Raw genomic sequence first — 26,219 nt, forward strand, 5'->3', positions numbered from 1 at the left:
GATCCGCCTGCGCGGTGGCGGCGAGCGGATGATCGCGCTGGATGGCGCGGCCCGCACCGCGGCCGAGGCCGCCGCGGCGCTCAGCTGCGAAGTCGGGGCGATTGTGAAGTCGCTGGTGTTTGCCGATGGCGAGCAGGCCGTGATGGCGCTGGTTGCCGGCGACCGCCAGTGCGATGTGGCGATGCTGGGCCGGGCGCTCGGCCTGGCGGCCGCGCCCGGTCGGGCGAATGCCGATCTGGTGCGGCGGGCCACCGGTTTTGCCATCGGCGGCGTGGCGCCGCTGGGCCATGCGGAGCCGCTGCCGATCGCCATTGATGGCAGCCTGGCGCGGTTTCCCGTGCTGCATGCCGCAGCCGGCCATCCGCATGCCGTATTTCCGTTGTCCTACGAGGAATTGCTGGAGTGGACCGGCGGGATCGCGGCACCGGATCTGGCCCGGGCTTGAGCGTTGACAGGCCACCCCCGGCCCCTTAGAAGAGGCCCCGCATACACTGTGTTAATACCCACTCGCATGCGGAGGGGTGGCCGAGTGGCTGAAGGCAGTGGTTTGCTAAATCACCGTACGATGTCAAGTCGTACCGCGGGTTCGAATCCCGCCCCCTCCGCCATTTCTCTTTTCTGAGTTGCTCAGACAATCCCGAGCTGTTTCAGCAGCGGCAGGCGTTCCTTGAACCGCTCATACTGCTCGCGCAGATAGGTCAGATTGTCTTCGGGGCTTTCAAGCAGCTTGCCATCGCGGATCAGCCGCTCGCCGCGTGCGATCAGGCAGTCGCGCGCAAAGGCCGCCGGGTCGGCATGGCCGCTCTGGTAGCCGAGCAGGAACAGCCGGCCGAAGCGATCGAGATAGACGCCGCCGCCGGTCAGCGGCGAGGCGAGGAAGGCCAACTCGCCCGAAGATTTGGCATGCTGCATGATCGCCGTGTTGAAGGTCTTGGTATAGCTGCTGCGGCGGGCATCGCCGGCCGCATCCAGGCAGGGCTGCAGGTGATTGTTGCCCACCAGTGTCATCACGGTGTCGAGTAGCAGCGCGAATCCCAGCGTCTTGGTGCCGTCCTCGGTCTGCAATTGCCGGATCGTGCGCGGGCCGCGTTCAAAGGCGGCGATCACGGGGTCGAAGGCCGCCGGATTGAGGCCGAAGCTGCCCAGGGCGGTCAGCAGATTGCGCGGAATTTCGGCGGGCAGTACCGACAGCGCAAAGCGGGTGTTGGCAATCAGGTCGTTGCGTTCCAGCGGGGCGAGCGACAGCCCGCCTTTTACATACAGGTCGCGGCGGAACTGGCGGTTGGCCAGGAAGTCGCGCAACACCTCGCGATGATCGGCATTCGGTGTTTCGTTCAGCAGCTTCTGCTGTTCCGGATTCAGGTTGAAGTGATCCAGGTGGTCGAGCATCTGCACGCTGGCGCCGAAGTTAAGCTTGGCATCCCGGAAGTCGCGCGCCACATCGGTATGATAGAAGATCGTCCAGTCGCGATTGAAATATTCATGGGCGACATAGGAACGCGTCTGCTTGCGGACGCTGTCAAAGCGGTCCTTGAGCATGGGGTACACGCGGGTGTAGAGGCTGTTGGCATCGAACAGGCCCTGCACCTTGTCGAGAGCGTGATCGATGCGGTTGAGGATCGGTTCGTCGGGGTTGCCGGCAAACATGATCATCAGATCGCGCAGCGGGCTCATGGCGGCCCAGCCCGGATGGCAATTGTAGCTGATATAGACGACGCCACCGATCTTCAGGCGGCGCGCGATGAAGTCGACGATATGTTTGCGGTTCTCCGCCGAGACCCAGCTGTATACGCCATGCAGGACGATGATATCGAAGTCGGGCAGGTCACGGCGGCCGAACTCTTCGAAGGAATCATCATAGAACGAGGCGTTGGCCACCCCGGTATCGGCGGCCAGCTTGCGCGCATAGGCGATATGGCTGGGCAGAAAATCATTGGCATGGAATTCGGCATCGGGATGGGCCGCCGCCAGCAGTAGGGTACTGAAGCCATGGCCACAACCAAGTTCGCAGTAGCTGAAGCGCTCCGGGTCGACGCCGGTTTGTATGCTGCGCGACAACAGCGCGAAGCGATGCATGGCCGGATTCAGCTCCCGATAAAAATCGTGCGTATATCCGACGTCTACGTAACCTTCAGTCCAGTCCACACCAGCCTCCCACACCCATACTGTATCGTGCGGGAATGCCTGCATTAATAGCAAGGGTTTTCCCCGCTGCGTCACGACAACGCAGGGGGCATGGTTGACCACAGGCGCACCTGCACCGACTATTAAAGGGATTCCACCCCGGCATTCCTATGAGGACAGTTTGAAACCAACCCGGCGCACGATGCTTCTGTCCGGTCTGGCTGCCGCACTGGCCCCGCGGATGGCCTTGGCGGCGCCCGAGTCGCACAGCATCACGGCGCGTGCTGTGTCCCGGACTCTGCCCGGCAATACCGGGCCGTCGACCTTGTGGCTGTATAACGAAAACTATCCGCTGGTCATCCGTACCAAGCGGAACGAGCCATTCACCGCCGAATTCCACAATGAGCTGCGCGAACACAGCACCATTCACTGGCATGGCGTGCGCGTCCCCTACGGCATGGATGGCGTGCCCTATATGCCGCACGACCCGGTGAAGCCGGGCGACAGCTTTACCTATCACTTCAGCCCGCCGGACCCGGGAACCTTTTTCTTCCACCCCCATTGCAACACGGTCGAGGCGTTGGGCCGCGGCCTGGCCGGGGTGCTGATCGTGGAAGACCCGCGCGACCAGGGCCTGTTTGATCTTGAGCATGTGCTGGTGCTGAAAGACTGGCGCAGCCGTCCCGATGGCAGCTTTGCCGATTTCCTCACTGATGGCGGCGCTGCGCGCGCCGGCACCTTTGGCGATTTGCGCACCGTGAATGGCGAGGTGATGCCCACGCTCACGGTGCCGCCCGGTGCGCGTGTGCGACTGCGCATTCTCAATGTCGACTCCACCCGCATCCCGATGCTCAATCTGCGTGGCGCCGCCAATCCGGTGGTGATCGCCACCGACGGCAATGCCTGCGATCCCTTTGCGCTGAACGGCTGGCGCCTCGGCCCGGCCATGCGTGCCGATGTGGCTTTCATTGCCCCCACAAAGACTGGCGCAGAGATTGTATTGGAGGATGTGTTCAGTACCCGTCCGCGTCCACTGGCCAAGCTGGTGACAGCGGGGGATGGCCTGCGCTCCACCAAGGCGGTGCTGCGATTGCCGGCGGCAGAGCTGCCGATGCCTGACCTCAAGGCGGCAACAACGCTGGATATCCAGCTGCTGGCCGGCAGTCTGGATCCGGCGCTGGAAACCTGGGCCAAGCAGAATGGCGTCAGCATCGATGAACTCTGCCTGACCCAGAAGGTGTTCTGGTCGATCAACCGGCAGGCCTGGCCGGGCGCAGCCCATGACCGCAAACCGCCGCCGCTGTTCGAGCTGAAATCCGGCAAGAGCTATGTGGCCGAGCTGTTCAACGGCACGCCACATCAGCATCCGATGCATCTGCATGGCCACACCTTTCGGGTGCTTTCCTCGTCGGAACGCGACCTGCCGCCGCACTGGGCCGATACGGTTCTGGTACGGCCCAAGGAACGCATCCGCATCGGTTTTGTCGCTGGCCAGCCGGGTGACTGGATGTTCCACTGCCACATCATCGAACACCAGGAAACCGGGATGATGGGCTATCTGCGGGTCACGTAGGGTTGAAATAGCATTGAAGGTTTGTGTTTTAGAGATATATATAAATTCAAGAATATTTGGGGATTCTGTTCCTTGAGCTATTGGCAGGACTTCATTTCGCCTGCACTCGTCTGGTTAGATGCAAATCATCTCGGCGACGCGGCAGGAATTATTGGATTGCTAATTACTGCGCTTGCTTTTTGGAAAGCTAAGCGCGCTCAAGAAGCTGCTGCTGAAGCGGCGAATGCTGTGCGTTCTAGTATGCGATTATTTGATAGCATTTCTCAGCTATCCATCGCGATAGCTTCTCTTGAGGAGATAAAGCGTCATTATTATTCAGAGTCGTGGATGTTGGTTTCTGATAGGTGCGCTTCTCTGCGTCGTCTTCTTGTGGTTACGAGGTCATCAAATCCACATTTGACTGACTCGCAGAAAACTGTCATTCAAAATGCGGTTTCAAATCTCGCTGAGATTGAAGAAAAAATTGAAAGCCGGAGTGGTAAGGCAGGTTTTAAGATATCAAAACTGCCAAGAATAATTTCTGATAATTTAGATTTGCTATTGGAAGTTTTGATAGAGCTTAAGACTGCTGCGAGTGGAGAGAATAATGGCAATTAGCGGACACATGGCTCTGTTTGATCGTTTATACAACAAGTCAGAGTCAGGCGCTTTGACTTGGAAAGAAACGGTTCAGGATGATATGTTTTCTGTTGCGTTCAAAGATTTCTCTGTGAGTATTCGTCCTGTAGCCGTGGACTTTGATGAAATAGATTATTATTTCGAAATTCGAAATGAAAACGGTGAGGTCGTAGATCAATTTAAAGACACTGAACTTTCCCAACTTTGCAGTTCAGATGTCGAACGGAAGGCTTTATTCAAAAAAGTTGAAACGCTTTATGAAATTGCGAGGCGAAACGCGCGTGGGGCTGACAAAGCCTTAACGTCAATTCTCAAGCAGTTGGACGAGGATTTCCCATTTTAGTGTCGATTATTAACGCGATTTAATCCGGCGTTCAGGTCCAGCGAAGCCGGCGCTTCCTATGTTGCAGGTGTGAGTTTCCCCCTGCCTCAAGGAGCAGACCGATGAAAACCATCTCCCGCCTCAAGCGTTCCGTTGCCGCCGTGCTGCTGGCCAGCACCATCCTGTCCGGTGGCGGCGGCTATCTGGCTGCGCGTGCCTTTGCGGCCGATACCGCGCCGCTGGCCATGCCGGCCGAGCAGAGCGTGGCGCCCGCCGTCCGTCCGTCCTTTGCCGATCTGGTCGAAAAGGTGAAGCCCGCTGTGGTCAATATTTCCACCACGGAGAAGGCCGAAGCCCGTCAGCGTGGTCCGCAGCAGATGCAGCCCGGGTCGCTGGAAGATTTCCTGCGCCAGTTCATGGAGCAGGGCCAGCGTCGCCGCGGCCCGCAGCATGCCCTCGGTTCAGGCTTCATCATCGACCCGAGTGGCTATATCGTCACCAACAATCATGTGGTGGAAGACGCTACCAAGATCGTGGTGACGCTGGACGATGGCAGCGAACATACGGCCGTGGTGAAGGGCCGCGATCCGAAGACCGATGTGGCGCTGCTGAAGATCGAGAGCAAGACGCCGCTGCCTTACGTGGCCTTTGGTGATTCCGACAAGGCCCGTATCGGCGATTGGGTGGTTGCCGTGGGCAATCCCTTCGGTCTGGGCGGCAGCGTTTCCGCCGGCATTGTCTCGGCCCGCGGACGTGATCTCAACAACGGTCCGTATGACAACTTCCTGCAGATCGATGCACCCATCAACCCAGGCAACTCGGGTGGCCCGATCTTTGATGCGACCGGCCGCGTGATCGGCATTTCGACGGCGATCTATTCGCCGAGCGGCGGCAGCGTCGGTATCGGCTTCGGTGTGCCCTCCAATCTGGCCAACACCATCGTTGCCCAGCTGCAGAAGGGCGGCAAGGTCGAGCGCGGCTGGCTGGGCGTCAGCATGCAGCCGATCACCGAGAGCCTGGCCAAGGCCGTCGGCCGCAAGAGTGCCGATGGCGTGCTGGTGGCCGAGGTGGTGCCGGATGCGCCAGCGGCCAAGGCCGGTCTCCAGCAGGGCGATGTGGTCACCACGGTGAACGGTCAAACGATCCGCGATCCGCGGGATCTCGCGACCCAGATTGCCATGCTGAAAGCCGGGGACAGCGCCAAACTCGGTGTCTGGCGCGATGGCAAGGAGAAGACCCTGAACGTCACCATTGGCACCCAGCCGACCGACCAGACTGCCGCGCTGAATGATGCTGCGAGTGAGGAAGGCAAGGTGGGCTTAAGCCTGGCGTCGCTGACGCCGGAGCTGCGCAACCGTCTGGGACTGGAGACTGGCGCCAGGGGCGTGGTGGTGGCCGAGGTCGCGGCCGACAGCAAGGCCGAAGACAGCGGCGTGCGGCCGGGCGATGTCATTGTCGGCGTTGCCGGCAAGGCCATCACCAGCCCGACTCAGGCGGTCGATGCCATCAAGACGGCCCAGCGCGAGAAGAAGGAAGCCGTGACCCTGCTGGTCATGCGCAACGGCACCACCTATTATCTGGCCCTGCAACTCGCTTAAGGCTTGCGGCCGGGGTGACACCCGTCATCCCGGCCGCCGCTTCATCTGTCGGTCCATGAAAATCCTGCTCGTTGAAGACAATCCGCAGGTTTCCCAGTTCGTCCGCAAAGGGCTGGCGGAATCCGGCCATGCGGTCGATCACGCCGATAACGGCCGCGACGGCCTGTTTCTCGCCACCACTGAAAGCTATGACGCCATCATTCTCGACCGCATGCTGCCGGGCGGGGTTGACGGGCTTGGCATCATCGAGGCCCTGCGCCGGACCGGCAACACGACGCCGATCCTGATCCTGAGTGCGCTGGCCGATGTGGACGAGCGCATCCGCGGCCTGAAGGCAGGCGGCGATGATTACCTGACCAAGCCCTTCGCCTTTGGCGAGTTGGAAGCACGCCTGATGGCGCTGTTCCGGCGCGGCCAAACGACAGGCGGCGAGACCATGCTGAAGGTTGGCGATCTCAGCCTCGATATTCTCAGCCGCAAGGCAACCCGCGCCGGCAAGCCAATCGTGCTCAAACCGCGCGAATACAAGCTGCTGGAATACCTCATGCGTCATGCCGGCCAGGTGGTAACCCGCACCATGCTGCTGGAGAATGTCTGGGACTATCACTTCGATCCGCAGACCAATGTGATCGATGTGCATATCAGCAACCTGCGACAGAAGATCGATGCGGATTTCGAGCGCCCGTTGCTGCACACCGTGCGTGGCGCGGGTTATCGACTGAGCGAAAATGCCTAAAGTCCTGCGTTCAACCGCGATGCGGCTCGCCCTGGTGTTTGCCGGTCTGTTTATGATTGCCACGCTGCTGCTGGGCGGCCTGCTGTGGTGGAATACGGCCGGCTATCTCGACCGCGAGACCGACGCCGTGATCGCCGCCGATACACGCGCCATCGGTGATCGCCTGCGCGATTTCGGTCTGGCCGGCGCGGTGCAGACCATGAGCGAGCGGATCGCTGCCGATTCCGACGGCCGCGCCATCTACCTGCTAACCGATCCGCGTCTGCGGCCGCTGGGCGGCAATGTCGATGCCTGGCCGCTGAAAGTCGGTGCCGGCGCTGGGTGGTACGAGATTGAACTGGTGCATCGCGACCGGCTGCATGTCAGCCGACTGCTGCATGTGGTGCTGCCCGGCAATTTCCAGCTGCTGGTCGGCCGCGATGTGCAGGACCGTGTCGAAATCCGCAACCTGTTCCTGCGCGGCCTGGCCTGGGCCGGGGCGGCAGCTTTGGCCTTTGCATTCTTCGGCGCCTGGCTGATCCGCCGTGCTGTCGAGCATCGCATCGAAGGCATCAACCGTACGGCGACGGCCATTGTGCAGGGTGACCTGGCGCGACGGGTGCCCCTGCGCGATGCCGATGATGAATTCGACCAGCTGGTTGCCACCATCAACCGCATGCTCGACCAGATGCAGCATCTGATCGAGGGTGTGCGTAATGTCTCCAACGCCATTGCCCATGACCTGCGCACGCCGCTGGCTGAAACACGCGCCCGCCTGGAAACGCTATTGCGCCAGCCGACGGGCACGGAAGCCTCCCTGGATGGTATTGCTGCCGCGATTGCCGATATCGACCGGCTCATTGGTGTGTTCAACGCATTGCTCAGACTCGCCGAGCTGGATTCCGGCCTGCGTCGCGCCGGCTTCGCCCGGGTCGATCTTTCGGCGCTGGTTGAGGACGCCGCGGAACTCTACGCCCCGGCGGCAGAAGCCAAGGGCATCACACTGACCTGCGAGACGGAAGCCGGGCTTGGTGTTGATGGCGACCGCTACCTGCTGGCCCAGGCGGTCGGCAACCTGCTCGACAATGCAGTGAAATATACGCCGGCCGGCGGCAGTATCCGACTGAGTGCCGATCGGCAATCCGATGGGCACCTGACCCTGGCGGTCGCCGATAGCGGCCCCGGCATCCCGGATGCCGAACGGGGCAGGGTGACCGAGCGCTTTTATCGCGGCGATACCAGCCGGCATGCCGAGGGGGTGGGGTTGGGCCTGAGCCTGGTGGAGGCCGTGGCGCGCCTGCATGGCGGCAGCCTGCGATTGGATGGTAACAATCCGGGGTTAAAGGCGGTCTTGGCACTGCCGGGCCCGGCTTGATAGAGTTGGGTCATGACACATGACCACGACCATCATCACGACCACGATCATCACCATGATCACGACCATGGCACTGTGCTCAGCGATGTCGAGCTGCGGGTGCGGGCGCTGGAAAGCGTGCTGGTCGAAAAGGGCTATGTCGACCCTGCAGCGCTCGACCTGCTGATCGAGACTTACGAAACCAAGGTCGGCCCGCACAATGGCGCCCATGTTGTCGCCAAGGCCTGGAGCGATCCGGCCTATCGCGACTGGCTGATGAAGGATGCCACGGCTGCGATCCAGTCGCTGGGATATATCGGCCGCCAAGGCGAGCATATGGTGGCGGTGGCCAATACACCGACGATCCACAACATGGTCGTCTGCACGTTATGCTCCTGTTACCCCTGGCCGGTGCTCGGCCTGCCGCCGGTCTGGTACAAGTCGGCGCCGTATCGCTCGCGCGCGGTGATGGACCCGCGCGGCGTGCTCGCTGATTTCGGTGTCACCCTGCCAGAGGGCAAACAGATCAAGGTCTGGGATTCCACCGCCGAGGTGCGCTATCTCGTGCTGCCCGAGCGACCGGCCGGCACGGACGGCTGGAGCGAGGACCAACTCGCCGGACTGGTGACGCGTGACAGCATGATCGGCACCGGCCTTGCCAAGGTTCCGGCATGAACGGCGGCGCGGATATGGGCGGTATGCAGGGTTTCGGCCCGGTGCGCCATGAAGGCGAGCATGAACCGAAATTCCATGCACCATGGGAAAAGCGCGTGCTGGCGATGACGCTGGCCGTCGGTGCCACCGGCCAGTGGAATATCGACATGTCGCGCTCGGCGCGCGAAAGCCTGCCGCCGCCGCAATACTACGCCAAGACCTATTACGAGATCTGGCTGGCCGGAATCGAGAAGCTGATGATCGAGTGCGGCATGCTCTCGGCCGAGGAGATCGAGGCCGGTCGCATGCTGGCGCCGCCCAAACCGCTGCCGCGCGTCCTCACGCGTGAGGCCGTGCCGGTCGTGCTGGCGAAAGGCGGGCCGACCGAACGGCCCAGCGATCAGCCGGCGCGCTTCAAGGCGGGGGATCGCGTGCGGGCGAAGAATATCCATCCGGCCGGGCATACCCGTCTGCCGCGCTATGTGCGCGGCCATATCGGCACCATCGAGCTGCTGCACGGCGTGCATGTTTTCCCCGACAGCAATGCCAAAGGGCAAGGTGAGCAGCCGCAATGGCTCTACACCGTGCGGTTCGAGGGCCGTGAGCTGTGGGGTCCGGACGCCGACCCGACGCTCTCCGTCTCGGTCGATGCCTGGGACAGTTATCTGGAGCCAGCGTGACAGCGCTGCGCGATATCCTGCCTGATCTACCCTGCGATGATACTGCGGCGCCGGTCTTCCGTGCGCCCTGGGAGGCCCAGGCCTTCGCCATGGCCGTGGCCCTGCACCAGAAGGGCCTGTTCACCTGGACGGAATGGGCGGCCGCGCTGACCGCCGAGATCAAGGCCGCGCAGGCTGCCGGCGATTCGGATACCGGCACCACTTATTATCAGCACTGGCTGAAGGCGCTGGAGCGCCTGACGGTGGAGAAGGGGGCCGCGACACCGGCTGCCCTGCAGGACAAGGCCGCGGCCTGGGATCGCGCCGCGCGCGCCACGCCGCACGGCCAGCCAATCACTCTGTAACCGGCGGCAGCGGCGGCAACGGCCGCTTCGCCACTTCATCAGCATCTTTCGGCGCCATGCCAAGGCCGCGCAAGATGCTGGCAGCGATGGCGTTGACATGGCTGCGTCCGGCCCTGCCATCCATGATGCTGCGGATGGCGGCGAAGTTTGTCCCCATGATCAGATCCAGGGCCGCGTCCTTGCTTGCGATCTGGAAACGCTTCTGCTTCAGACCGAGCATCAGGTCTGCCATGATATAGGGGCGCACCTGCTCATCCCAGGTGGGAGACGCCAGCGCCACCGACATCACGAATCGCGCTGTTTCCGGCTGTTCGACGGCCAGCATCAGATAGTTCTTGCCGCCAATCGCCATGCGTTCCGCACCGTCCTGGATATGGCGGTAGCTGGCATCGATGCGCTCGCAGAAGGTGACGCCATACTGGATCGCGGCAGCTTCCAGAATCGCCTCCTTGGTCGGGAAGTAATTGTAAAAGGTGCCGTTCGCGACTCCGGCCACGGCCGCGATTTCCTGGATCGTCCCGGCCTCGAAGCCGCGCGAGGCGAAAACTTTTGCTGCCGCATCAAGCAATTGGCGGCGGGTCCGGTCGCGCTTGGTGATCGGTTTTTTCACGGTTGACAAAATGAGGCCTTTCTCATAAATGAGGCAAATCTCAATTATGAGAATTGTCTCATAAATAGCTTAACCACAGGTTAGCCGGGAGGAAGTGCGATGACGGACATGGCACTCGGATATCTGGTTTTTGAAGTTTCCAGGCCCGATGTCTGGCGCGAGTTTGCTATCCGCATCCTGGGCTGCCAGTTGGCGGATGTGTCTGGCGGCGAGGCCTGCGGCCTGCGTGTCGATGACAGGGCCTATCGCCTGCTGCTCCGGCAGGGCAAAGCCGATGATCTGGCCGTGCTTGGCTGGACCATGAAGGATGAGACCAGCCTGCGGGCGCTGGCGGACCGGCTGGCGGCGGCCGGCGTGGCGACAGAAGCCTTCAGCGCCACAGATCTGGCTGCGCGGCAGGTGATGGCTGGTCTGCGCTTTCGTGATCCGATGGGGCTGGTGAACGAGGCTGTGGTCGGCCTGCCGGAAGCTGCGACGCCGTTTGCATCCGATGACATGCCGGGTGGCTTCTGCACCGGCGAATTCGGGCTTGGCCATGCCGTGCTGGCGACCGGGCGGCAGGCGGCCGCAATGGAAGATTTCTACATGCGCGTGGTCGGCCTGGCTCTGACCGAGCGGATCGACACGAAAATCGGTCCGATCAAGGTGGATGGCAGCTTCCTGCATTGCAACCGCCGGCATCATTCGCTGGCGCTGATCGCCATTCCGAGCCGCAAGCGGTTGTTGCACTTCATGCTGCAGGTCAACCGACTGCGCGATGTGGGCATAGCGCTGCAGCGGGCGCGTGCGGCAGGCATCCGGCCCAGCCTGGATCTTGGTCAGCATCCCGATCCGGATGGCACGGTGTCGTTCTACGCACCGACGCCGTCGGGCTTCGATTTCGAGATCGGTGCCGGCAGCGGTGCCATCGATCCGTCAACCCACCAGACTGAAATCAAGACCGTGACCAGCGACTGGGGCCACAAGCCGAGCCTGCGGATGCAGTTGCGCGGCGCCATCGACATGATTGCCGATAAATTCCGCAAGGCGGCCTGAACACGCGCAAGCGTTTCAAGATTGTTTTGTGGAGCGGCAGCATTGTTGCTGTCGCGGTTGCTGGTGCCGCGGCTTTTGCTGCGATGATGCGCAGCGGCCGGTGGCCCGATGGCACCGAGATCGGCGCGCTTTACGCTTTCCTGGCTACGTTGCCTGCGGCCGGGAAATAGCTAGAGCGAAGGCGGTGGCGTCACGCCGAGCTTGTCGGCCCAGGGCAGCAGGCTCGGCATGATTTCCGGATGCAGCGTCACGCCATCGGCCTGTTGCTGTGTCCGCAGCTTGAGCCCGCGTTCGCCCGGCATGCGGACCGGCGGGTTGCCCGGTTTGACCGGTGCGGTGCGGCAGGACTGGGCCAGCCATTCGGTTTCTTTGGTGAAGGCTTCTGTGCCACCGAAGGCGGCCGGATCGATCACCTGCAGAAAAACGCGAGCGCCCCACTGCTTGGAGCCGATGGCGCGGCCCGAGCCGGCAAGACCGGAGGTCAGCATCTCGACCAGCAGGCCCAGCGCGAAGCCCTTATGGCCGAGATCCATGCCGCCCAGCGGCAGGACTGCGCCGGGCGGGTTGGCAAGGAAACTGGCCGGGTCGTCGGTGGCGTTGCCCTGGTTGTCGACCAGCCAGGGACCGCCCAGCTTGCCGCCCGTGCGGTTGAGCCGCGCCACCATGCCGTTGGTCGTGGTCGATGCGCTGATATCGAAGATCACCGGTGCGCCCTTGGTGGGCCAGCCGCCGGCCAGCGGGTTGGGCGTATAGCGACCGGCGATGGCGCCAAAGGGGGCCACCGAGCCACTGGCCGGATCCGAGCTGGCGATCAGGAGCGCCATGCCGCGTTCGATCGCGCGCAGCGGGTAAGCCGCCAGACAGGCGATGTGATGCGAGTGATTGATCACCACGGTGCCGGTGCCATAGGTCTTGGCGCGTACCATTGCCGCTTCAATGGCTTTCAGCACCAGCCAGGGGCCCGGCAGATAATGGCCGTCCCAGGTCAGCACGGCGGGCCGTTCAGCGATGATGGTCGGCTCGCCTTCCTTGGCCATGCGCCCGGCTTCCAGTTCACCCAGATATGGCCCCAGCAACTGCAGACCGTGGGTGCTGTGCCCCATCAGATCGCCTTCGACCAGAATGGCGGCCGTGGCGCGCGACTTCTCCTTGTCCAGACCGGCCTTGTACAGCAGATCAATGGCAAAGGAGATAAGGGCGGTGGCAGCGTAACGGTCTGTCATGATCAATCCGGTGCTGGAAAAACGAACGGCGCGCCAGGTGGAAGCGGCGCGCCGTCGGGTTGGATAACAGTCTGTATCAGCCGAGCGCGTTCTGCACGGCCCGCTGGGCAACGACACCGACCAGATGGGCGCGGTATTCGCCGCTGCCATGAATGTCGCTGTTCATCTTCGACGGATCGGTCTTGATGCCTTTCAGCGCATCCGCGCTGAAAGACTTGGCCAGAGCCGCTTCCATCTCGGCGTGGCGGAACACGCAGGGGCCGGCGCCGGTGACGGCAACGCGAACCCCATTTGCGGTTTCGGCCACGAAGACGCCAACCATGGCGTAACGCGAGGCAGGATTGCGGAACTTCTCATAGCCGGCGCGCTTGGGCTGCGGGAATTCGATCTTGGTGATGATCTCGCCTTCTTCCAGCGCCGTCTCGAACAGACCGGTGAAGAACGCGTCAGCGGCAATTTTGCGCTTGTTGGTGTGGACCGTGGCATTCAGGCCCACCACGGCCGCGGGATAATCGGCCGCCGGATCGTTGTTTGCCACCGATCCGCCGCAGGTGCCCATGTTGCGCACTTGCGGGTCGCCGATACCGCCGGCCAGCTTGGCCAGCGCCGGGATGGCTTTCTTCACATCGGCAGACGTTGCCACCGCGGCATGCTTGGTGATGGCACCAATAGTGACAGCGCCACCGGAGACGCTGATACCGCCCAGTTCAGCAATACCGGTGAGATCGACCAGATCGGATGGTGAGGCGAGGCGATTCTTCAACGTTGGCAGCAGGGTCTGACCGCCAGCGATGAACTTGCCGTCACTGGCGCCGCCAAGCAGCTTGGCGGCATCGGCCAGCGACGAGGGGCGGTGATAATTGAACGCATACATGGGGCTTCTCCTGACTTAAGTCTATTCGGCAGCGGCGGCGAGATTCTGGCGCTGGATCACGTGCCAGACATTCTGCGGCGTTGCCGGCATGTTAATCTCTTCGGTGCCGAGCGCATCGGTGATGGCATTCATCAGTGCCGCCGGCGCGGCAATCGCACCGGCTTCGCCGCAGCCCTTTACACCCAGCGGATTATGCGGGCAGGGCGTTTCGATCATGCCGACCTTGTAGGACGGCAGGTCGTCGGCGCGCGGCATACAGTAATCATTGAAGGAGGCCGTGAGCAGCTGGCCGCTTTTCGGATCGTAGACCACGCCTTCCAGCATGGCCTGGCCGATGCCCTGGGCGATGCCGCCATGCACCTGGCCCTCGACGATCATCGGGTTGATGACATTGCCGAAATCGTCGACCGCCACCCAATTGGCCACAGTGGTGACGCCGGTGGCGGAGTCGATCTCCACCTCGGCGATATGCACACCGGCCGGGAAGGTGAAGTTGGCCGGGTCGTAGAAGGCACTGGCTTCCAGGCCCGGCTCCAGATCGGCCGGGTAGTTGTGTGGCACGTAGGCCGTGAAGGCGATCTGCGCCATTGGCACCTGCTTGTCGGTGCCTTTCACCGAGAAGATGCCCTTGTCATAGGCGACGTCATCGACGGACGCTTCCATCAGATGGGCGGCGATCTTCTTGCCCTTGTCGATGATCTTTTCGGTGGCGCGGATGATGGCCGAACCGCCGACAGCTAGCGAGCGCGAGCCATAGGTGCCCATACCCATCGGCACCAGCGCCGTGTCGCCATGCACGACTTCGATATTTTCCATCGGCACGCCGAGCTTGTCGGAGACAATCTGGGCGAAGGTGGTTTCGTGCCCCTGACCATGGCTATGCGAGCCGGTATAGACGAACACGCTGCCGGTCGCGTTGAAGCGGATCTGCGCTGACTCCCAGAGGCCGACCCCGGCGCCAAGCGAACCGACGACGGCCGAAGGCGCGATGCCGCAGGCCTCGATATAGGCGCAGATGCCGATGCCACGCAGCTTGCCCTTCTTCGCGGATTCGGCCTTGCGCTTGGGGAAGTTGGCGTAATCGGCCATCTTCATGGCTTCATCGAGCGCTTTGGCATACTGGCCTGAGTCATACACACAGGCGACCGGCGTTTGGTAGGGGAAGGCATCCACCGGCACGAAGTTGCGGCGGCGGATTTCTGCGGGATCGATTTTCAGCTCACGCGCTGCGGCCTCGACGATGCGTTCCACCACATAGGTGGCTTCCGGCCGGCCGGCCCCGCGATAGGCATCCACCGGGGTGGTGTTGGTGAATACGGCCTTCACCTCGGCATAGATCGCCGGCGTGGTGTATTGCCCGGCCAGCAACAGGGCGTAGAGATAGGTCGGTACAGCAGAGGCGAAGGTGGACAGATACGCGCCCATATTCGCCATGGTGGCGACACGCAGGCCGAGGAACTTGCCGTTCTTGTCGAGAGCCAGTTCGGCATGGGTCACATGATCGCGGCCATGAGCATCGGTGAGGAACGCCTCGGTGCGATCCGACGTCCACTTCACCGGCTTCTTGATCTTGCGCGCGGCCCAGACGCAGACGGTTTCCTCTGGGTAGTTGAAGATTTTTGAGCCGAACCCGCCGCCGACATCGGGCGCAATCACGCGCACCTTCTGCTCCGGCAGGCCCAGCACGAAGGCGCAAAGGATAAGCCGCAGCACATGCGGATTCTGCGAGGTGGTGTAAACCGTGGTGGTATCGGTGCCGGGATCGTATTCGCCAATGGCGCTGCGCGGTTCCATCGGGTTGGGCGACAAACGGTTGTTCACCAGCTCGATCTTGGTGACATGGGCGGCAGAGGCAAAGGCTTTTTCTGTCGATGCCTTGTCACCGAATTCCCAGTCGTAGCACAGGTTGCCGGGTGCATCGGCATGCACCTGTGGCGCGCCGGGCTTCAGCGCGGAACGGACATCGACCACCGGGGCCAGGACTTCGTAGTCAACTTCGATGGCTTCGCAGGCATCGCGCGCCTCGCTGGTGCTGCGCGCGATCACCACGGCAACCTGGTCGCCGACATGGCGCACATGATCGATGGCGATGATGTCGTGGCGCGGCGCCTTGTGCGGGTTGCCTTGCTTGTCCTTGACTGTCCAGCCGCAGATCAGCCCGCCGACCTTGTCGGCAGCCACATCCTTGCCTGTATAGACAGCGACGACCCCGGGCATCTTGCGCGCGGCATCGGTGTTGATCGATTTGATCTTTGCGAACGCGTGTGGCGAGCGCAGGAATACGGCGTAAAGCTGACCAGGGCGATTGATGTCATCTGTGTAATGGCCCTGACCCGTAATGAAGCGAAAATCTTCCTTGCGACGGACTGCTTGACCGATGCCCTGATTTGTCATGACGCCTATCCCCGCATTGCCTGTGCCCCGGCCATCACGGCCTTGACGATGTTGTGGTAGCCCGTGCAACGGCACAGGTTGCCTTCCAGTTCGTGGCGAACGGTTTCTTCGCTCGGATTCGGATTGCGTTGTGCGAGATCGACCGCGCTCATGATCATGCCCGGCGTGCAGAAGCCGCATTGCAGGGCGTGATGCTCGCGGAAAGCTTCCTGCATCGGATGCAGCTTGCCGTCCTTGGCCAGGCCTTCGATGGTCGTTACCTTGGCACCCTGCGCCTGGGCGGCGAGAATGGTGCAGGACTTCACGCTCTTGCCGTCAATATGAACGACACAGGCGCCGCACTGGCTGGTATCGCAACCAACATGTGTGCCGGTGAGCTGAAGGCTTTCACGCAGAAACTGCACCAGCAGCGTGCGCGGTTCAACGTCACGTGTTTCCTGCTGGCCGTTGACGGTGATCGTCACGGAAATCGTCATGCTTTTCCTCCCATGGAGCGCGGAGCAGAGTTGGGGCAAATCGCGCGCTTCACCTGAACTGACTTTGGGCGCAAGGCGCGAGGGGCGTCAAGTTGCAAACTGCGGAATGATCTCAGCTGCGCAAAATCAGGACTGTAGCTGCGCATACGATCACGATCAGACCGGTGATCCACAGCCAGCTCGGTATCCCGCCGGTTACCGCCGGCGTTGGTTGCGCTGCAGCAGATGATGGCGCAGCGGCAACACTGGGCTCAGCCGTCGCGCCGGCATCTGGTGTTGCCGATGCGTTATCCGGTGCACCGACCAGCTGGTTGAACTTGGCGAAGAAGTCTTCGGCCATTTTCGCGGCGACACCATCGATCAGTCGGGCACCGATCTGGGCCAGTTTGCCGCCCACCTGGGCATTCACGGCATAGGTGAGGCGGGTGGCCCCCGCGTCAGCATCGGTCAACTGCACTTTGGCGTTGCCCTTGCCAAAGCCAGCCGCGACGCCCCCCTGGGCTTCACCCGAGATGGTGCAGCTGTTTGGCGGATCCAGGTCGCCCAGAGAGACCTTGCCCTTGAAGCGGGCTTTCACGGGGCCGACCTTGACCTGAACGGTAGCCTCGAAGTCGGTATCCGAGGTCTTGGTGATGCTTTCGCAGCCGGCAATGCACTGGCGCAGGATTTCAGGGTCGTAGAGGGCATCCCAGACCGCCTGACGCGGGGCGGGGATGATCTGTTCGCCGGTCAGTTCCATGACAAACCTCCAAAATCAAAACAGTAAATAACTGGGAAAATCGATTCACGGGCTGTTAAGATTAGCCGCCTAGGGTGGACATAACTAGGTTCAGGTCCAGTGCAAGGATAGGCGTGCTATGGTTCCCGCGACGCGTTCCGGCATCGATGTGAGTTTCTGGCTGCTTGAGCGTGCAGCCACCGAACGCATCACGATGTCGCTGCCCAAGCTGCGGTGGCTGCTATATCTGGCGCAGGCCCACTACGCCATTGCCCGCGAGGGTGCCAAGCTGATGCCGGCCACCTTCCTGGTGGGTGATGACGGCCCGATCGAGCCGACGCTGGACCTGGTGTTTCAGGCCGGCATCGAAAACCCCTGGACGCCATCCCTGAGCGAGACCTCCGAGGCCTTCCTGGAGGGTTTCTGGAAACGGTTTGGTGTCCTGCCCGCGGTTGCGCTGCACAAGCTGGTGGTGGGTGACCCCGCCTGGCGCAAGGCCCAGGAGAATGGTCCTGGTAGCGAAATCTCGGTCGGCCTGCATCGTGCCAGCCCGAAGCCTGCCGCCGTGCGGTCCGTGAGCCACCCGGCCACCCCGGGTGCTCGCCGTGCGCCGGCGCCCCCGGTGGTCCTGCCGCCGTTCGAAGAGGCGGTGCGTGCCAAGATTGCCGAGCATGCGATTGACGCCGCGCATCCACTGACCCGCGCGGTGCGGACGGCACAGCCGGCCAAGCCCGGCCAACAGCCGGTCCCGCCCAAGACGGCATCGGTGCAGGAGGCCGCCGGCCATCTGCGCGCCGCGCCGCCGGACAGCCAGGAAGTGCGGTTCACTGCCGACGGCCGATCGGTCACCCGATGGCGCCCGAAACGCCGCGTTGAAGGCCCTACGCTCTAGGGCTGATCGGGGCCTAACCCTCCGCAAGCCTTGTTAGAATCGTTTTGGCACCGCCCGCAAAAGGTGTTACGGTTCGTTGCGTAGTGGGGCTAATGAAGGACTAAAAGAGTGGATCAAGGGGGCTTCGGCGACGCCGAGATCGTCAAGATTTCCGGCAAGGTCAAGTGGTTCAACGCAGTCAAAGGCTTTGGTTTCGTCAGTCCTGACGACAATTCCGGAGACATATTTCTTCACCTCTCCTGCCTGCGGCAGGCCGGTTACGAAAGCATCGAAGAAGGCTCGACGCTGTTCCTCGAGGTCGCCAAGCGCCCCAAGGGTATGCAGGCCGTGCGCGTTCTTTCTGTAGACACCAGCACTGCACAGCCGTCCTCCGGTGGCCCCGGTGGCGGTTTCGGTGACCGCGGCCCGCGCCCGCCGCGCCAGCCCCGTTTCGGTGGTGGCGACTTTGGCGACCGCGGTGGCTTTGGTGATCGTGGCGGCCGGGGCGGCTTTGGCGACCGCGGTGGTTTTGGCGACCGTGGTGGCGCCGCTGGTGCACCCCGTTTTCCCTCGGTGGTGGCCCAGGGCGATTTCTTCGAGGCCAAGGTCAAATGGTTCAATGCCGTAAAAGGCTATGGCTTCGTGTCGCGCGGCGATGGCCAGCAGGACATCTTCGTCCACATGGAAGTGCTGCGCCGCGAGGGCATCAATGAATTGCAGCCCGGCCAGTCGGTTCGGGTGCGCATCGGTCAAGGACCCAAGGGCCCGCAGGTTGCCGAAATCCGCATGGAGTGATCCTGCGGATCGGGCAGCAGCCGATCAGATAGCGCCGGTGGATTGTTCCGCCGGCGTTTTTCATTCTGCAGGCTGTTTCCGGCTATAGAGGCTTGGTGTGGCGAGGTTGCGGGGCATCCCGCACCTCCAGCAGTCTGCCCTCCGAGGCACCGCTGGCCGCACGTTTCTCGGCTTCATCAGGGTAGCCGTTGAGGATCAGCAGCATGTCGACGGTTTCCCCATCCCTGGCGAGAGGGAAATAAACCCGCTCGGTATCGATGAAGTCACGGTCCGGATGCGGCATGCCAAAGCGGTCATAGATCGGTTGACCCTGTTCCACCGCCGCCGTCATGTTGCCGCGGATGCGGTCGACGAATTCCGGCAGTACGGCATCTTCCAGATAGCGCCCGCTGATTTCGCGACCTGCGGCCGTGCTCTGCAATGTGCCGATCAGGCGAAAACGGAAGCGCAGTTTGTCGTCTTCGCGGATCACATCGACGAGATTGGTAAATGCCAGCATGGCGCGAATGGCAAGCGGGTCGACATGCTGCCGCCCGGGCAGCTTTCCCGGCGGTGCGATCCCGGAAAGATAGTCGCGCATTCTGGCGAACTGCGGATCAAGCTTGGCGTAATCCGGTCGCTGCATTGCTGCCTCCCTGACGCCATTGCCTGATCCTAGCACAGGTTTTGCGCGTTTTGGCCAGCCCTTACATGTAATATTTAGCGCATCTCAATCGCATATTCAGCGACCGGCAGGGCTTTCGGGATCAAGCCCTGCTTAACAAGGTAGTCAGCGAAGCGGCTGTAGCGCCGGCCATCCAGCGCGCGCGGCGCCTGCGCAAAGCGGGGCAAAGTGGCGGCCCAGGCACGGCGGTTGAGTTCGTCATCCAGGCTCTTGCTCTCCTTGATGAAGGCCTGCCAGCTTTTCTGCGGTTCGTTATGCATCATTGCGACGGCTTCCTCGAGTGCGTCGAGCAGGCGCATCAGGCGGTCGTCTTTCAGCTTGTCCTTATGGGCCACCAGGATCAGCTCGTCATACAGCGGCACGCCGAAGTCTTCCGGATAGAAGGCGCGACCGGGCTTGCCGGCGATGTCCATCTGGTTGAGTTCGAAATTGCGGAAGGCGCCGATGGTGGCATCCACCTTGCCGGCAAAGATCGAGGGCGACAGTGCGAAGTTCACGTTCACCAGCGTCACATCGCTCAGCTTGAGACCATACTGCTCCAGCATGGTCTTGAGCAGGGCATCCTCGAAACCACCGACCGAGTAGCCGATCTTCTTGCCCTTGAGATCGCCGACCGACTTGATCGGCCCGTCGCGCAGCACGACCAGAGAATTCAACGGCGTTGAGATCAGCGTGCCGAAGCGACGCAGCGGCAGACCCTGCGCCACCTGCACATGCAACTGCGGCTGATACGAGATGGCGACGTCGGCCTTACCGGCGGCAACCAGTTTGGGTGGATCGTTCGGATCGGCCGGCGCGATCAGGTCGACCTGCAATTCATGGCGGTCGAAGATGCCGGTATGCTTGGCCACCACCAGCGGCGCGTGATCGGGATTGACGAACCAGTCGAGCAGCACGGTCAGCTTGTCATGGGCAGAGGCCATGCCGGGCATCAATGCGACAGTCAGCGCGGCGGCGGCGATCAGATTTTTCATGGTGACGACTCCTTCGAGAATACGCTTACGAATGGGGTGAAGCATGGCTGTCGGCCTGCCAGCGCAGCATGCGGCGGGACAAGGTATCGACGGCGGCATAAAGCGCGACGGCGCAGAGTGCGAGCACGATCAGGGCGGCAAACATCAGATCGGTCTGCACGCGGGCATTGGCCTGCAGCATGCGGAAACCAAGGCCGGCGCTGGCGCCAACCCATTCGCCGATCACCGCACCGATGGGCGCGACCGCGGCGGCGATTTTGAGGCCACTGGCAAAGGCGGGCAGGGCAGCCCGCAGGCGCACATGCATCAGGATGCGCAGGCGATGCTGTGGTGCATTGCCTGTCATGACCTGCGCCAGTTCCAGCCAACCCGTATCGGTGCGGCGCAGGCCATCATAAAGAGTCACGGCAACCGGAAAGAAGATCACCAGCATGGCCATCACGATTTTTGACGCCATGCCAAAGCCGAACCACAGCACCAGCAGCGGCGCCAGAGCAAAAACCGGGACGGCCTGGCTGGCGACCAGCAAAGGCAGTAGCCAGCGCCGCGCTGTGGTCGATACCAGCAGGCCGAGGGCGGCGCAGCCACCGAGCAGCGCGCCGAACAGCAGCCCGAGCAACATTTCAGTGACGGTCACCGCAGCTTCGCTCAGCAGCAATCCGGCATGCTCGACCATGGCGCGCGCGACACGATGTGGTGCCGGCAGGATATAGGGCGGCAGGGCAAACAGCATGACCACGGCCTGCCACAGCAGCAGCAGGCCGCACAGGGTCAGCAGCGGGCGTAGCCGGGCGATCATGGGGCGGTCTCCGTCGCGGCCAGCGCGGCATGGATCGCGCGCAGCACTGGCAACAGTTCAGGCGCCAGCGGGTCACGCGGTTTCGGGCCTTCCAGCACGGCGATCTGCTGTAACTGCGCCGGCCGGCCGGCCAGCACGAAGACACGGTCAGCCATGCGACAGGCTTCGGCCGGATCATGGGTGACCAGCAGCACCGCCCGGTCGGCCAGCAATGCGCTGGCCAGGGTCTGCATGGCGGCACGGGTGATGGCATCCAGGGAGGAGAAAGGCTCGTCCATCAGCACCAGGGGGCGATCTTCCATCAGGGTGCGGGCGAGGGCCGCGCGCTGCCGCATGCCGCCCGACAGGGCTGCCGGGAAGGCACCGGCCCGGTCGGCCAGCCCCAGCCGGCCCAGCAGGGCCATGGCGTGGCCGGTATCAGGCTGTTCGCCCCGCAGGCGGGCCCCCAGCAGCACATTGTCCAGCAGGCTGTACCAGGGCAGCAGCAGATCCTGCTGGGCCATCCAGGCGACTTGGCCAGCCAGGTTGGGGTCGCCGCCGGGCAGCAGGCCGGCCAGCAGCCGGAGCAGGGTGCTCTTGCCGCAGCCGCTGGTACCCAGGATGGCAACGGTCTCGCCCGGCGCCAGATCGAGTGCAAAAGGGGCCAGGACCGCGTGATGGCCATAGGCAAAGGCCGGCCCTGCCAGGTGGAAGCCGGCAGACGGAGTGAGACTGGGAGATAGGAAGGACTGCAATGGCAAAGCCGCTGATCCCTACGCCGGTATCAACCGGATCAGGTTCGAGGGGTCGTCCGGATAACCCGGACCTCTCAGCCGCCCATCGGCTCCCCCTCAGAGGCAAGGCACCATTATAGGCCTGCCGGGCGGCTTGTTAAGGCCCGCCGGCCCGCTAGATTCTGTCCATGCACCAACCCCTGTTCATCGGCAACGAGATTTACCGGCATTCCAGCCTGGGCGGTAAACACCCGCTGTCGATTCCGCGCGTCTCCACGGTGATGGATATGGTCGATGCGCTCGGCTGGCTGCAGCCGGGCCAGTATCGTGAGAGCCAGCCCGCCACACCGGAACAGCTTGGCCGTTTTCACCACCCGGACTACATCGCCGCGGTCCAGACTGCGGAACAGACCCTCAGCATCAGTGCTGCTGAGTCGGAGCGGTATAACCTTGGCCGTGGCGGCAACCCGATCTATGGCACCATGTTCCGCCGCCCGGCCACGGGCGTGGGCGGCAGCCTGATCGCCGCTGCACATCTGCTGAAGAATGGCGGCATCATCTACAGCCCCGGCGGCGGCACGCACCATGGCCGGCCGGCGCAGGCCTCGGGGTTTTGCTATTTCAACGATCCGGTGCTGGCGATCCTGGCCATGCTGGATGGCGGCCTGTCGCGCATTGCCTATGTCGATCTGGATGTGCATCACGGCGATGGCGTTGCCGATGCCTTTGTCGATGATGCACGGGTGATGGTGGTGTCCGTGCATGAGGCCGGCCGTTGGCCGCATTCGGGCAGGCTGGACGAGGAGGGGGCCGGCAACCTGTTCAATCTGCCTGTACCGCCCGGCATGATTGATGACGAGATGGCAGCTCTGATCGAAGCTGCCATCGGCCCGCTGGTGGAATCCTTCGCGCCCGACGCTCTGGTGATCCAATGCGGTGCCGATGCCCTGGCCGACGATCCGCTCGGCAAGCAGGCATTGTCGAATGGCGCCTTGTGGCATGCCGTCGCAGCGCTTAAACCCCTGGCATCCCGCCTGTTGGTACTCGGCGGCGGCGGTTATAATCCCTGGTCGGTGGCGCGCTGCTGGACCGGAATCTGGGCCGAGCTGAACGGCCTGGAAAAACCCGACCGCCTGCCACCGGCGGCGGAAAGCCTGCTGCGGGCCCTGAGCTGGAACCGCAGCGCCGGTCGTGAGCCGCCCGAGCATTGGTTTGTCACCCTGGGCGATGTGCCGCGGCAGGGTGTGGTGCGCGATGATGTGCGCGGTCTGGTGCGCCGCGTAAAAGAGAGGATGAAGGCGTGAAACTCAGTCGCTGGTTTGTCGTTCTCTGCGGCATGGTACTGCTTGCCACCACCCTCGCATCCCCCATCCAGGCCCAGCCGCAGCCGACCCTGCCGCAGAGCGATCTGGTCATCAACACGGCAAAGGGTCCGCAGCGGTTTCGTGTTGAACTGGCGGACAATGACATGTCGCGGTCGCGCGGCATGATGTTCCGCACCAGCATGGCGCCGGATGCCGGCATGCTGTTCGACTTCAAGCAGGAACAGATGGCGTCGTTCTGGATGCGCAACACGCTGCTGCCGCTCGACATGCTGTTTATCAAGGCGGATGGCACCATCCTCAACATCCACCAGCGCGCCATCCCCCATGACGAAAGCGGGGTCAATTCCACCGGTCCGGTCCGGGCCGTGCTGGAGGTCAATGGTGGCACGGTCTCCCGGCTGGGTATCAAGCCGGGCGATACGGTTGATCATGCCATTTTCGGCCGGGCTCCCAAGCGCTGACCCTGCCTGAACGGTGTTTCCGGGCTCCGCAGGCCCCCTGGAGGGCTGGCCGGCCGGCCCGGCTTCATGCTAAAAGGCGCACGCTTTTCCGCTATTTAAGGCGGGGTGTAGCTCAGTCTGGTAGAGCGCTTGCTTTGGGAGCAAGAAGTCGCTGGTTCGAATCCAGTCACCCCGACCATAATAGCCCGGCCCATCGTCAGACATGCCAGGCTGGCAGGATCAGGGGATTTTGAGCATGACCAAGGCGCGTATCTATCAACCGACCAAAACCGCCATGCAGTCGGGCAAGGCGCGGACCCGCCAGTGGGTGCTGGAATACGACACCGCCGACAGCCGCTTCGTCGAGCCGCTGATGGGCTGGACCGGTGCCGCCGGCACGCTGGGCCAGCTGACCCTGAAATTCGACAGCAAGGAAGAGGCGATCGCCTACGCCGACAAGCGCGGCATCGCCTACGAGATCGAAGAGCCGCAGGCGCGCAAGCTGAACCGCCGCGCCTACGCCGATAACTTCGCGTATACCAGAATCCGCTAAATCCGGTTGGCGAGGTGCCCGAAACGGCCGGCCTCGCCGGCCGTTGCCGTTTGCAGTGTTTTGTTTCAGTGCCCTTAGCTCAGTTGGATAGAGCAGCCGCCTTCTAAGCGGCAGGTCGGTGGTTCGAATCCACCAGGGCACGCCATCCCTCCCGTCGTGTTGCGCTGCACCTATAAATCCCTGCGAGGCGGATCCATTTCGCGCTTGCATGGATACAGCCACATCTTGCATACAAGATATGGAAACAAGAGAGGCGCCGGATAACGGCGTCGCGTCAGGGAGGCGGGCATTTCAGTGCCACAGCCGTCGCGTAAAACAGCCGCCAAGCGGCAGCCGAACCGGCCGCGCATCGCGTCGCCGGCGAAGATAAGGCACGGCCGCCCCAGCCCGACGCCACGCGCGACCTCGGCCGTGCTGGTTTACGAAACCCTGCATGAAGACATCATCGCCCTGCGTATCCAGCCGGGCGCCAGCCTGTCGGAAAACGACTTGGCCAGCCGGTATGGCGTCAGCCGCACGCCGGTGCGCGAGGCTTTGCTGCGGCTGGCCGATGAAGGGCTGGTTGAGATCGTGCCGAAGTCAGGCACGACAGTCAGCCGTATTCCCTATGCCCAGCTCAACGAAGCCATCGTGATCCGCAAAGCCCTGGAAGAGGTGGCCGTGCGCGAGGCTAGCAGGCGGGCAACCAAGAGCCAGATCACCGGGCTGTGGTCTCTGGTCGAGCGCCAGCGCGAGGCGGCCAAGGCCGATGATCGCAACGGCTTCCATGCTGCCGATGAGGCTTTTCACGCCGCGATTGCCGAAGCAGCCGGTTATCCCGGCATCTGGCAACTGGTCAACCAGGTGAAGGTACAGGTCGATCGTATCCGTCACCTGACCCTGCCGGAAGGCGGCCGCATGCTGCGGGTGACCAAGGAACATGCCGCCGTGCTCACCGCGATGGAAAAGCGCGATGCCGAGCGGGCAATCGCGGCCATGAGGAATCATCTGGATGGACTGGATCAAAGCCTGCCGGATATTCGCCGGCGCAATCCGGACCTGTTTGTCGATGAGGCGGGCGTTTTCCTTTTGCCTGGGCCAGCCGGGCGAAAAACCAGCAGTCAGTAAAACTCAAAAACAAGGGAGAGAAACATGAAACGAATAGTGACAGGTCTTGCCATCGCGGCAGCCTTTACCGTTGCGTTGCCGGCCGCAGCGCAGACCAAGCTGAAATGGGCGCATGTCTATGAGACGCCCGAGCCCTACCATACCGAAGCCGTCTGGGCCGCCGCTGAAATCGCCAAGCGTACCAACAACAAATATCAGATCGAGGTGTTTCCGGCCTCGCAGCTTGGCAACGAGAACCAGATCAACGAAGCGCTCGGCCTCGGCACGGTCGACATGATCTATACCGGTGTTGCCTTCGCCGGCTCGATTCACAAGCCTGTCGCCATCACCAATGCGCCATTCATTCTACGGGACTACAACCACTGGAAAGCGTATCGCGACTCCTCTCTGTTCCGCGATATCGCATCCGGTTACGAGAAGAAGACCGGCCATAAAATGGTATCGCTGACCTATTACGGCCAGCGCCATGTGACAGCCAATCGCGAAATCAAGAAGCCGGAAGACATGAAGGGCATGAAACTGCGGGTGCCACCGGCACCGCTGTTCCTCATGTTCACCAAATCGGTCGGGGCCAATGCTACTCCGATTGCTTTCGCCGAAGTGTATCTCGCGCTTCAGCAGAAGACGGTGGATGGCCAGGAAAACCCGCTGCCCACCATCATGGCC

29 protein-coding genes, 3 tRNA genes and 1 riboswitch are annotated in these 26,219 nt (G+C 62.5%); of the genes, 21 read left to right on the forward strand and 11 right to left on the reverse strand.

Translation table 11 applies throughout. The annotated features are described in order from the left end of the window. A partial coding sequence (locus AAG821_RS20840; protein WP_341916430.1) for a YbaK/EbsC family protein occupies positions 1-445 on the forward strand: 445 nt, incomplete at its 5' end. A gap of 70 nt (positions 446-515) precedes the next feature. After that, positions 516-608 (forward strand) — tRNA-Ser (locus AAG821_RS20845). A 19-nt stretch (positions 609-627) separates the two neighbouring features. Here the strand turns inward: AAG821_RS20845 and AAG821_RS20850 are convergent. Further along, a complete protein-coding gene (locus tag AAG821_RS20850) occupies positions 628-2,076 on the reverse strand; it encodes a class I SAM-dependent methyltransferase (protein WP_341910383.1) in 1,449 nt (482 codons plus the stop codon). Positions 2,077-2,410: 334 nt separating this feature from the next. Here AAG821_RS20850 and AAG821_RS20855 point away from each other — a divergent pair, with 334 nt between their 5' ends. From AAG821_RS20855 to AAG821_RS20895, 9 genes are all read left to right on the forward strand, one after another. Next, positions 2,411-3,697 (forward strand): multicopper oxidase family protein, encoded by a 1,287-nt coding sequence (locus tag AAG821_RS20855; protein WP_341910384.1) that lies wholly within the window; start codon positions 2,411-2,413, stop codon positions 3,695-3,697. A gap of 72 nt (positions 3,698-3,769) precedes the next feature. Beyond that, positions 3,770-4,294 carry a hypothetical protein gene (locus tag AAG821_RS20860; protein ID WP_341910385.1) on the forward strand — a complete coding sequence of 175 codons (525 nt, stop codon included), beginning with the start codon at positions 3,770-3,772 and terminating at the stop codon, positions 4,292-4,294. Between the two features lie 7 nt (positions 4,295-4,301). Continuing rightward, positions 4,302-4,658: a hypothetical protein gene (locus AAG821_RS20865; protein ID WP_341910386.1), complete on the forward strand. Its 357-nt coding sequence runs from the start codon at positions 4,302-4,304 to the stop codon at positions 4,656-4,658. Between the two features lie 101 nt (positions 4,659-4,759). Then, positions 4,760-6,235 (forward strand): DegQ family serine endoprotease, encoded by a 1,476-nt coding sequence (locus AAG821_RS20870; protein ID WP_341910387.1) that lies wholly within the window; start codon positions 4,760-4,762, stop codon positions 6,233-6,235. A 55-nt stretch (positions 6,236-6,290) separates the two neighbouring features. Then, the gene (locus AAG821_RS20875; protein ID WP_341910388.1) at positions 6,291-6,971 is read left to right on the forward strand and encodes a response regulator transcription factor; all 681 of its coding nucleotides are present in this window, start codon (positions 6,291-6,293) and stop codon (positions 6,969-6,971) included. Further along, positions 6,964-8,325 (forward strand): ATP-binding protein, encoded by a 1,362-nt coding sequence (locus AAG821_RS20880; RefSeq protein WP_341910389.1) that lies wholly within the window; start codon positions 6,964-6,966, stop codon positions 8,323-8,325. Before AAG821_RS20875 ends, AAG821_RS20880 begins: the two co-directional genes overlap by 8 nt. Positions 8,326-8,337: 12 nt before the next feature. Then, complete coding sequence (nthA, locus tag AAG821_RS20885; RefSeq protein WP_341910390.1) at positions 8,338-8,979, forward strand: nitrile hydratase subunit alpha; 642 nt, start codon at positions 8,338-8,340, stop codon at positions 8,977-8,979. Next, the gene (gene nthB, locus AAG821_RS20890) at positions 8,976-9,638 is read left to right on the forward strand and encodes a nitrile hydratase subunit beta (RefSeq protein WP_341910391.1); all 663 of its coding nucleotides are present in this window, start codon (positions 8,976-8,978) and stop codon (positions 9,636-9,638) included. Before nthA ends, nthB begins: the two co-directional genes overlap by 4 nt. After that, positions 9,635-9,982, forward strand: coding sequence for a nitrile hydratase accessory protein (locus AAG821_RS20895; protein ID WP_341910392.1), 348 nt, complete (start codon positions 9,635-9,637; stop codon positions 9,980-9,982). The genes nthB and AAG821_RS20895 overlap by 4 nt, the downstream gene beginning before the upstream one ends. On the opposite strand, the gene AAG821_RS20900 is transcribed toward AAG821_RS20895, so the two are convergent. Beyond that, positions 9,972-10,592: a TetR/AcrR family transcriptional regulator gene (locus tag AAG821_RS20900; RefSeq protein ID WP_341910610.1), complete on the reverse strand. Its 621-nt coding sequence runs from the start codon at positions 10,590-10,592 to the stop codon at positions 9,972-9,974. The genes AAG821_RS20895 and AAG821_RS20900 overlap by 11 nt on opposite strands. A 99-nt stretch (positions 10,593-10,691) precedes the next feature. Between AAG821_RS20900 and AAG821_RS20905 the strand changes: the two genes are divergently transcribed. After that, a complete protein-coding gene (locus AAG821_RS20905; RefSeq protein ID WP_341910393.1) occupies positions 10,692-11,627 on the forward strand; it encodes a VOC family protein in 936 nt (311 codons plus the stop codon). 170 nt (positions 11,628-11,797) lie between these two features. Here AAG821_RS20905 and AAG821_RS20910 read toward each other — a convergent pair whose 3' ends face one another. The 5 genes from AAG821_RS20910 to AAG821_RS20930 form a co-directional block, all read right to left on the reverse strand. After that, positions 11,798-12,850: an Ldh family oxidoreductase gene (locus tag AAG821_RS20910; RefSeq protein WP_341910394.1), complete on the reverse strand. Its 1,053-nt coding sequence runs from the start codon at positions 12,848-12,850 to the stop codon at positions 11,798-11,800. A gap of 76 nt (positions 12,851-12,926) precedes the next feature. Continuing rightward, entirely contained in the window at positions 12,927-13,724 is a 798-nt protein-coding gene (locus AAG821_RS20915) for a xanthine dehydrogenase family protein subunit M (protein ID WP_341910395.1), read from the reverse strand. 21 nt (positions 13,725-13,745) lie between these two features. Continuing rightward, positions 13,746-16,118, reverse strand: coding sequence for a xanthine dehydrogenase family protein molybdopterin-binding subunit (locus AAG821_RS20920; protein WP_341910396.1), 2,373 nt, complete (start codon positions 16,116-16,118; stop codon positions 13,746-13,748). Between the two features lie 5 nt (positions 16,119-16,123). Continuing rightward, positions 16,124-16,594 carry a (2Fe-2S)-binding protein gene (locus AAG821_RS20925; RefSeq protein WP_341910397.1) on the reverse strand — a complete coding sequence of 157 codons (471 nt, stop codon included), beginning with the start codon at positions 16,592-16,594 and terminating at the stop codon, positions 16,124-16,126. 112 nt (positions 16,595-16,706) lie between these two features. Then, complete coding sequence (locus AAG821_RS20930) at positions 16,707-17,333, reverse strand: carbon monoxide dehydrogenase subunit G (RefSeq protein ID WP_341910398.1); 627 nt, start codon at positions 17,331-17,333, stop codon at positions 16,707-16,709. A gap of 118 nt (positions 17,334-17,451) precedes the next feature. On the opposite strand from AAG821_RS20930, the gene AAG821_RS20935 reads away from it, so the two are divergent. Further along, complete coding sequence (locus AAG821_RS20935; protein WP_341910399.1) at positions 17,452-18,204, forward strand: hypothetical protein; 753 nt, start codon at positions 17,452-17,454, stop codon at positions 18,202-18,204. Positions 18,205-18,312: 108 nt separating this feature from the next. Continuing rightward, the gene (locus AAG821_RS20940; RefSeq protein ID WP_341910400.1) at positions 18,313-18,978 is read left to right on the forward strand and encodes a cold-shock protein; all 666 of its coding nucleotides are present in this window, start codon (positions 18,313-18,315) and stop codon (positions 18,976-18,978) included. Positions 18,979-19,060: 82 nt separating this feature from the next. On the opposite strand, the gene AAG821_RS20945 is transcribed toward AAG821_RS20940, so the two are convergent. From AAG821_RS20945 to AAG821_RS20960, 4 genes are all read right to left on the reverse strand, one after another. After that, entirely contained in the window at positions 19,061-19,603 is a 543-nt protein-coding gene (locus AAG821_RS20945) for a PAS domain-containing protein (protein WP_341910401.1), read from the reverse strand. 74 nt (positions 19,604-19,677) lie between these two features. Next, complete coding sequence (locus AAG821_RS20950) at positions 19,678-20,616, reverse strand: ABC transporter substrate-binding protein (protein ID WP_341910402.1); 939 nt, start codon at positions 20,614-20,616, stop codon at positions 19,678-19,680. A 25-nt stretch (positions 20,617-20,641) separates the two neighbouring features. Next, a complete protein-coding gene (locus AAG821_RS20955; protein ID WP_341910403.1) occupies positions 20,642-21,415 on the reverse strand; it encodes an ABC transporter permease in 774 nt (257 codons plus the stop codon). Beyond that, positions 21,412-22,155, reverse strand: coding sequence for an ABC transporter ATP-binding protein (locus tag AAG821_RS20960; RefSeq protein ID WP_341910404.1), 744 nt, complete (start codon positions 22,153-22,155; stop codon positions 21,412-21,414). Before AAG821_RS20960 ends, AAG821_RS20955 begins: the two co-directional genes overlap by 4 nt. Beyond that, a riboswitch (TPP riboswitch) is annotated at positions 22,148-22,255 on the reverse strand. (Overlaps the previous gene by 8 nt.) A gap of 61 nt (positions 22,256-22,316) precedes the next feature. Between AAG821_RS20960 and AAG821_RS20965 the strand changes: the two genes are divergently transcribed. From AAG821_RS20965 to dctP, 7 genes are all read left to right on the forward strand, one after another. Continuing rightward, entirely contained in the window at positions 22,317-23,432 is a 1,116-nt protein-coding gene (locus AAG821_RS20965) for an acetoin utilization protein AcuC (protein ID WP_341910405.1), read from the forward strand. Beyond that, entirely contained in the window at positions 23,429-23,914 is a 486-nt protein-coding gene (locus tag AAG821_RS20970; protein WP_341910406.1) for a DUF192 domain-containing protein, read from the forward strand. Before AAG821_RS20965 ends, AAG821_RS20970 begins: the two co-directional genes overlap by 4 nt. A 101-nt stretch (positions 23,915-24,015) precedes the next feature. Continuing rightward, positions 24,016-24,092, forward strand: a tRNA-Pro gene (locus AAG821_RS20975). Positions 24,093-24,149: 57 nt separating this feature from the next. Next, positions 24,150-24,446, forward strand: coding sequence for an ETC complex I subunit (locus AAG821_RS20980; RefSeq protein WP_341910407.1), 297 nt, complete (start codon positions 24,150-24,152; stop codon positions 24,444-24,446). A 68-nt stretch (positions 24,447-24,514) separates the two neighbouring features. After that, positions 24,515-24,591: transfer RNA gene (locus tag AAG821_RS20985), tRNA-Arg, on the forward strand. Positions 24,592-24,740: 149 nt separating this feature from the next. Then, positions 24,741-25,553 carry a GntR family transcriptional regulator gene (locus tag AAG821_RS20990; protein ID WP_341910408.1) on the forward strand — a complete coding sequence of 271 codons (813 nt, stop codon included), beginning with the start codon at positions 24,741-24,743 and terminating at the stop codon, positions 25,551-25,553. Between the two features lie 24 nt (positions 25,554-25,577). Beyond that, positions 25,578-26,219, forward strand: a 642-nt coding sequence (gene dctP, locus AAG821_RS20995) for a TRAP transporter substrate-binding protein DctP (protein ID WP_341916433.1), incomplete at its 3' end; no start/stop codon positions are given.

The sequence above is a fragment of the Ferrovibrio terrae genome (assembly GCF_943372915.1).
Lineage (GTDB): Bacteria > Pseudomonadota > Alphaproteobacteria > Ferrovibrionales > Ferrovibrionaceae > Ferrovibrio > Ferrovibrio terrae_A.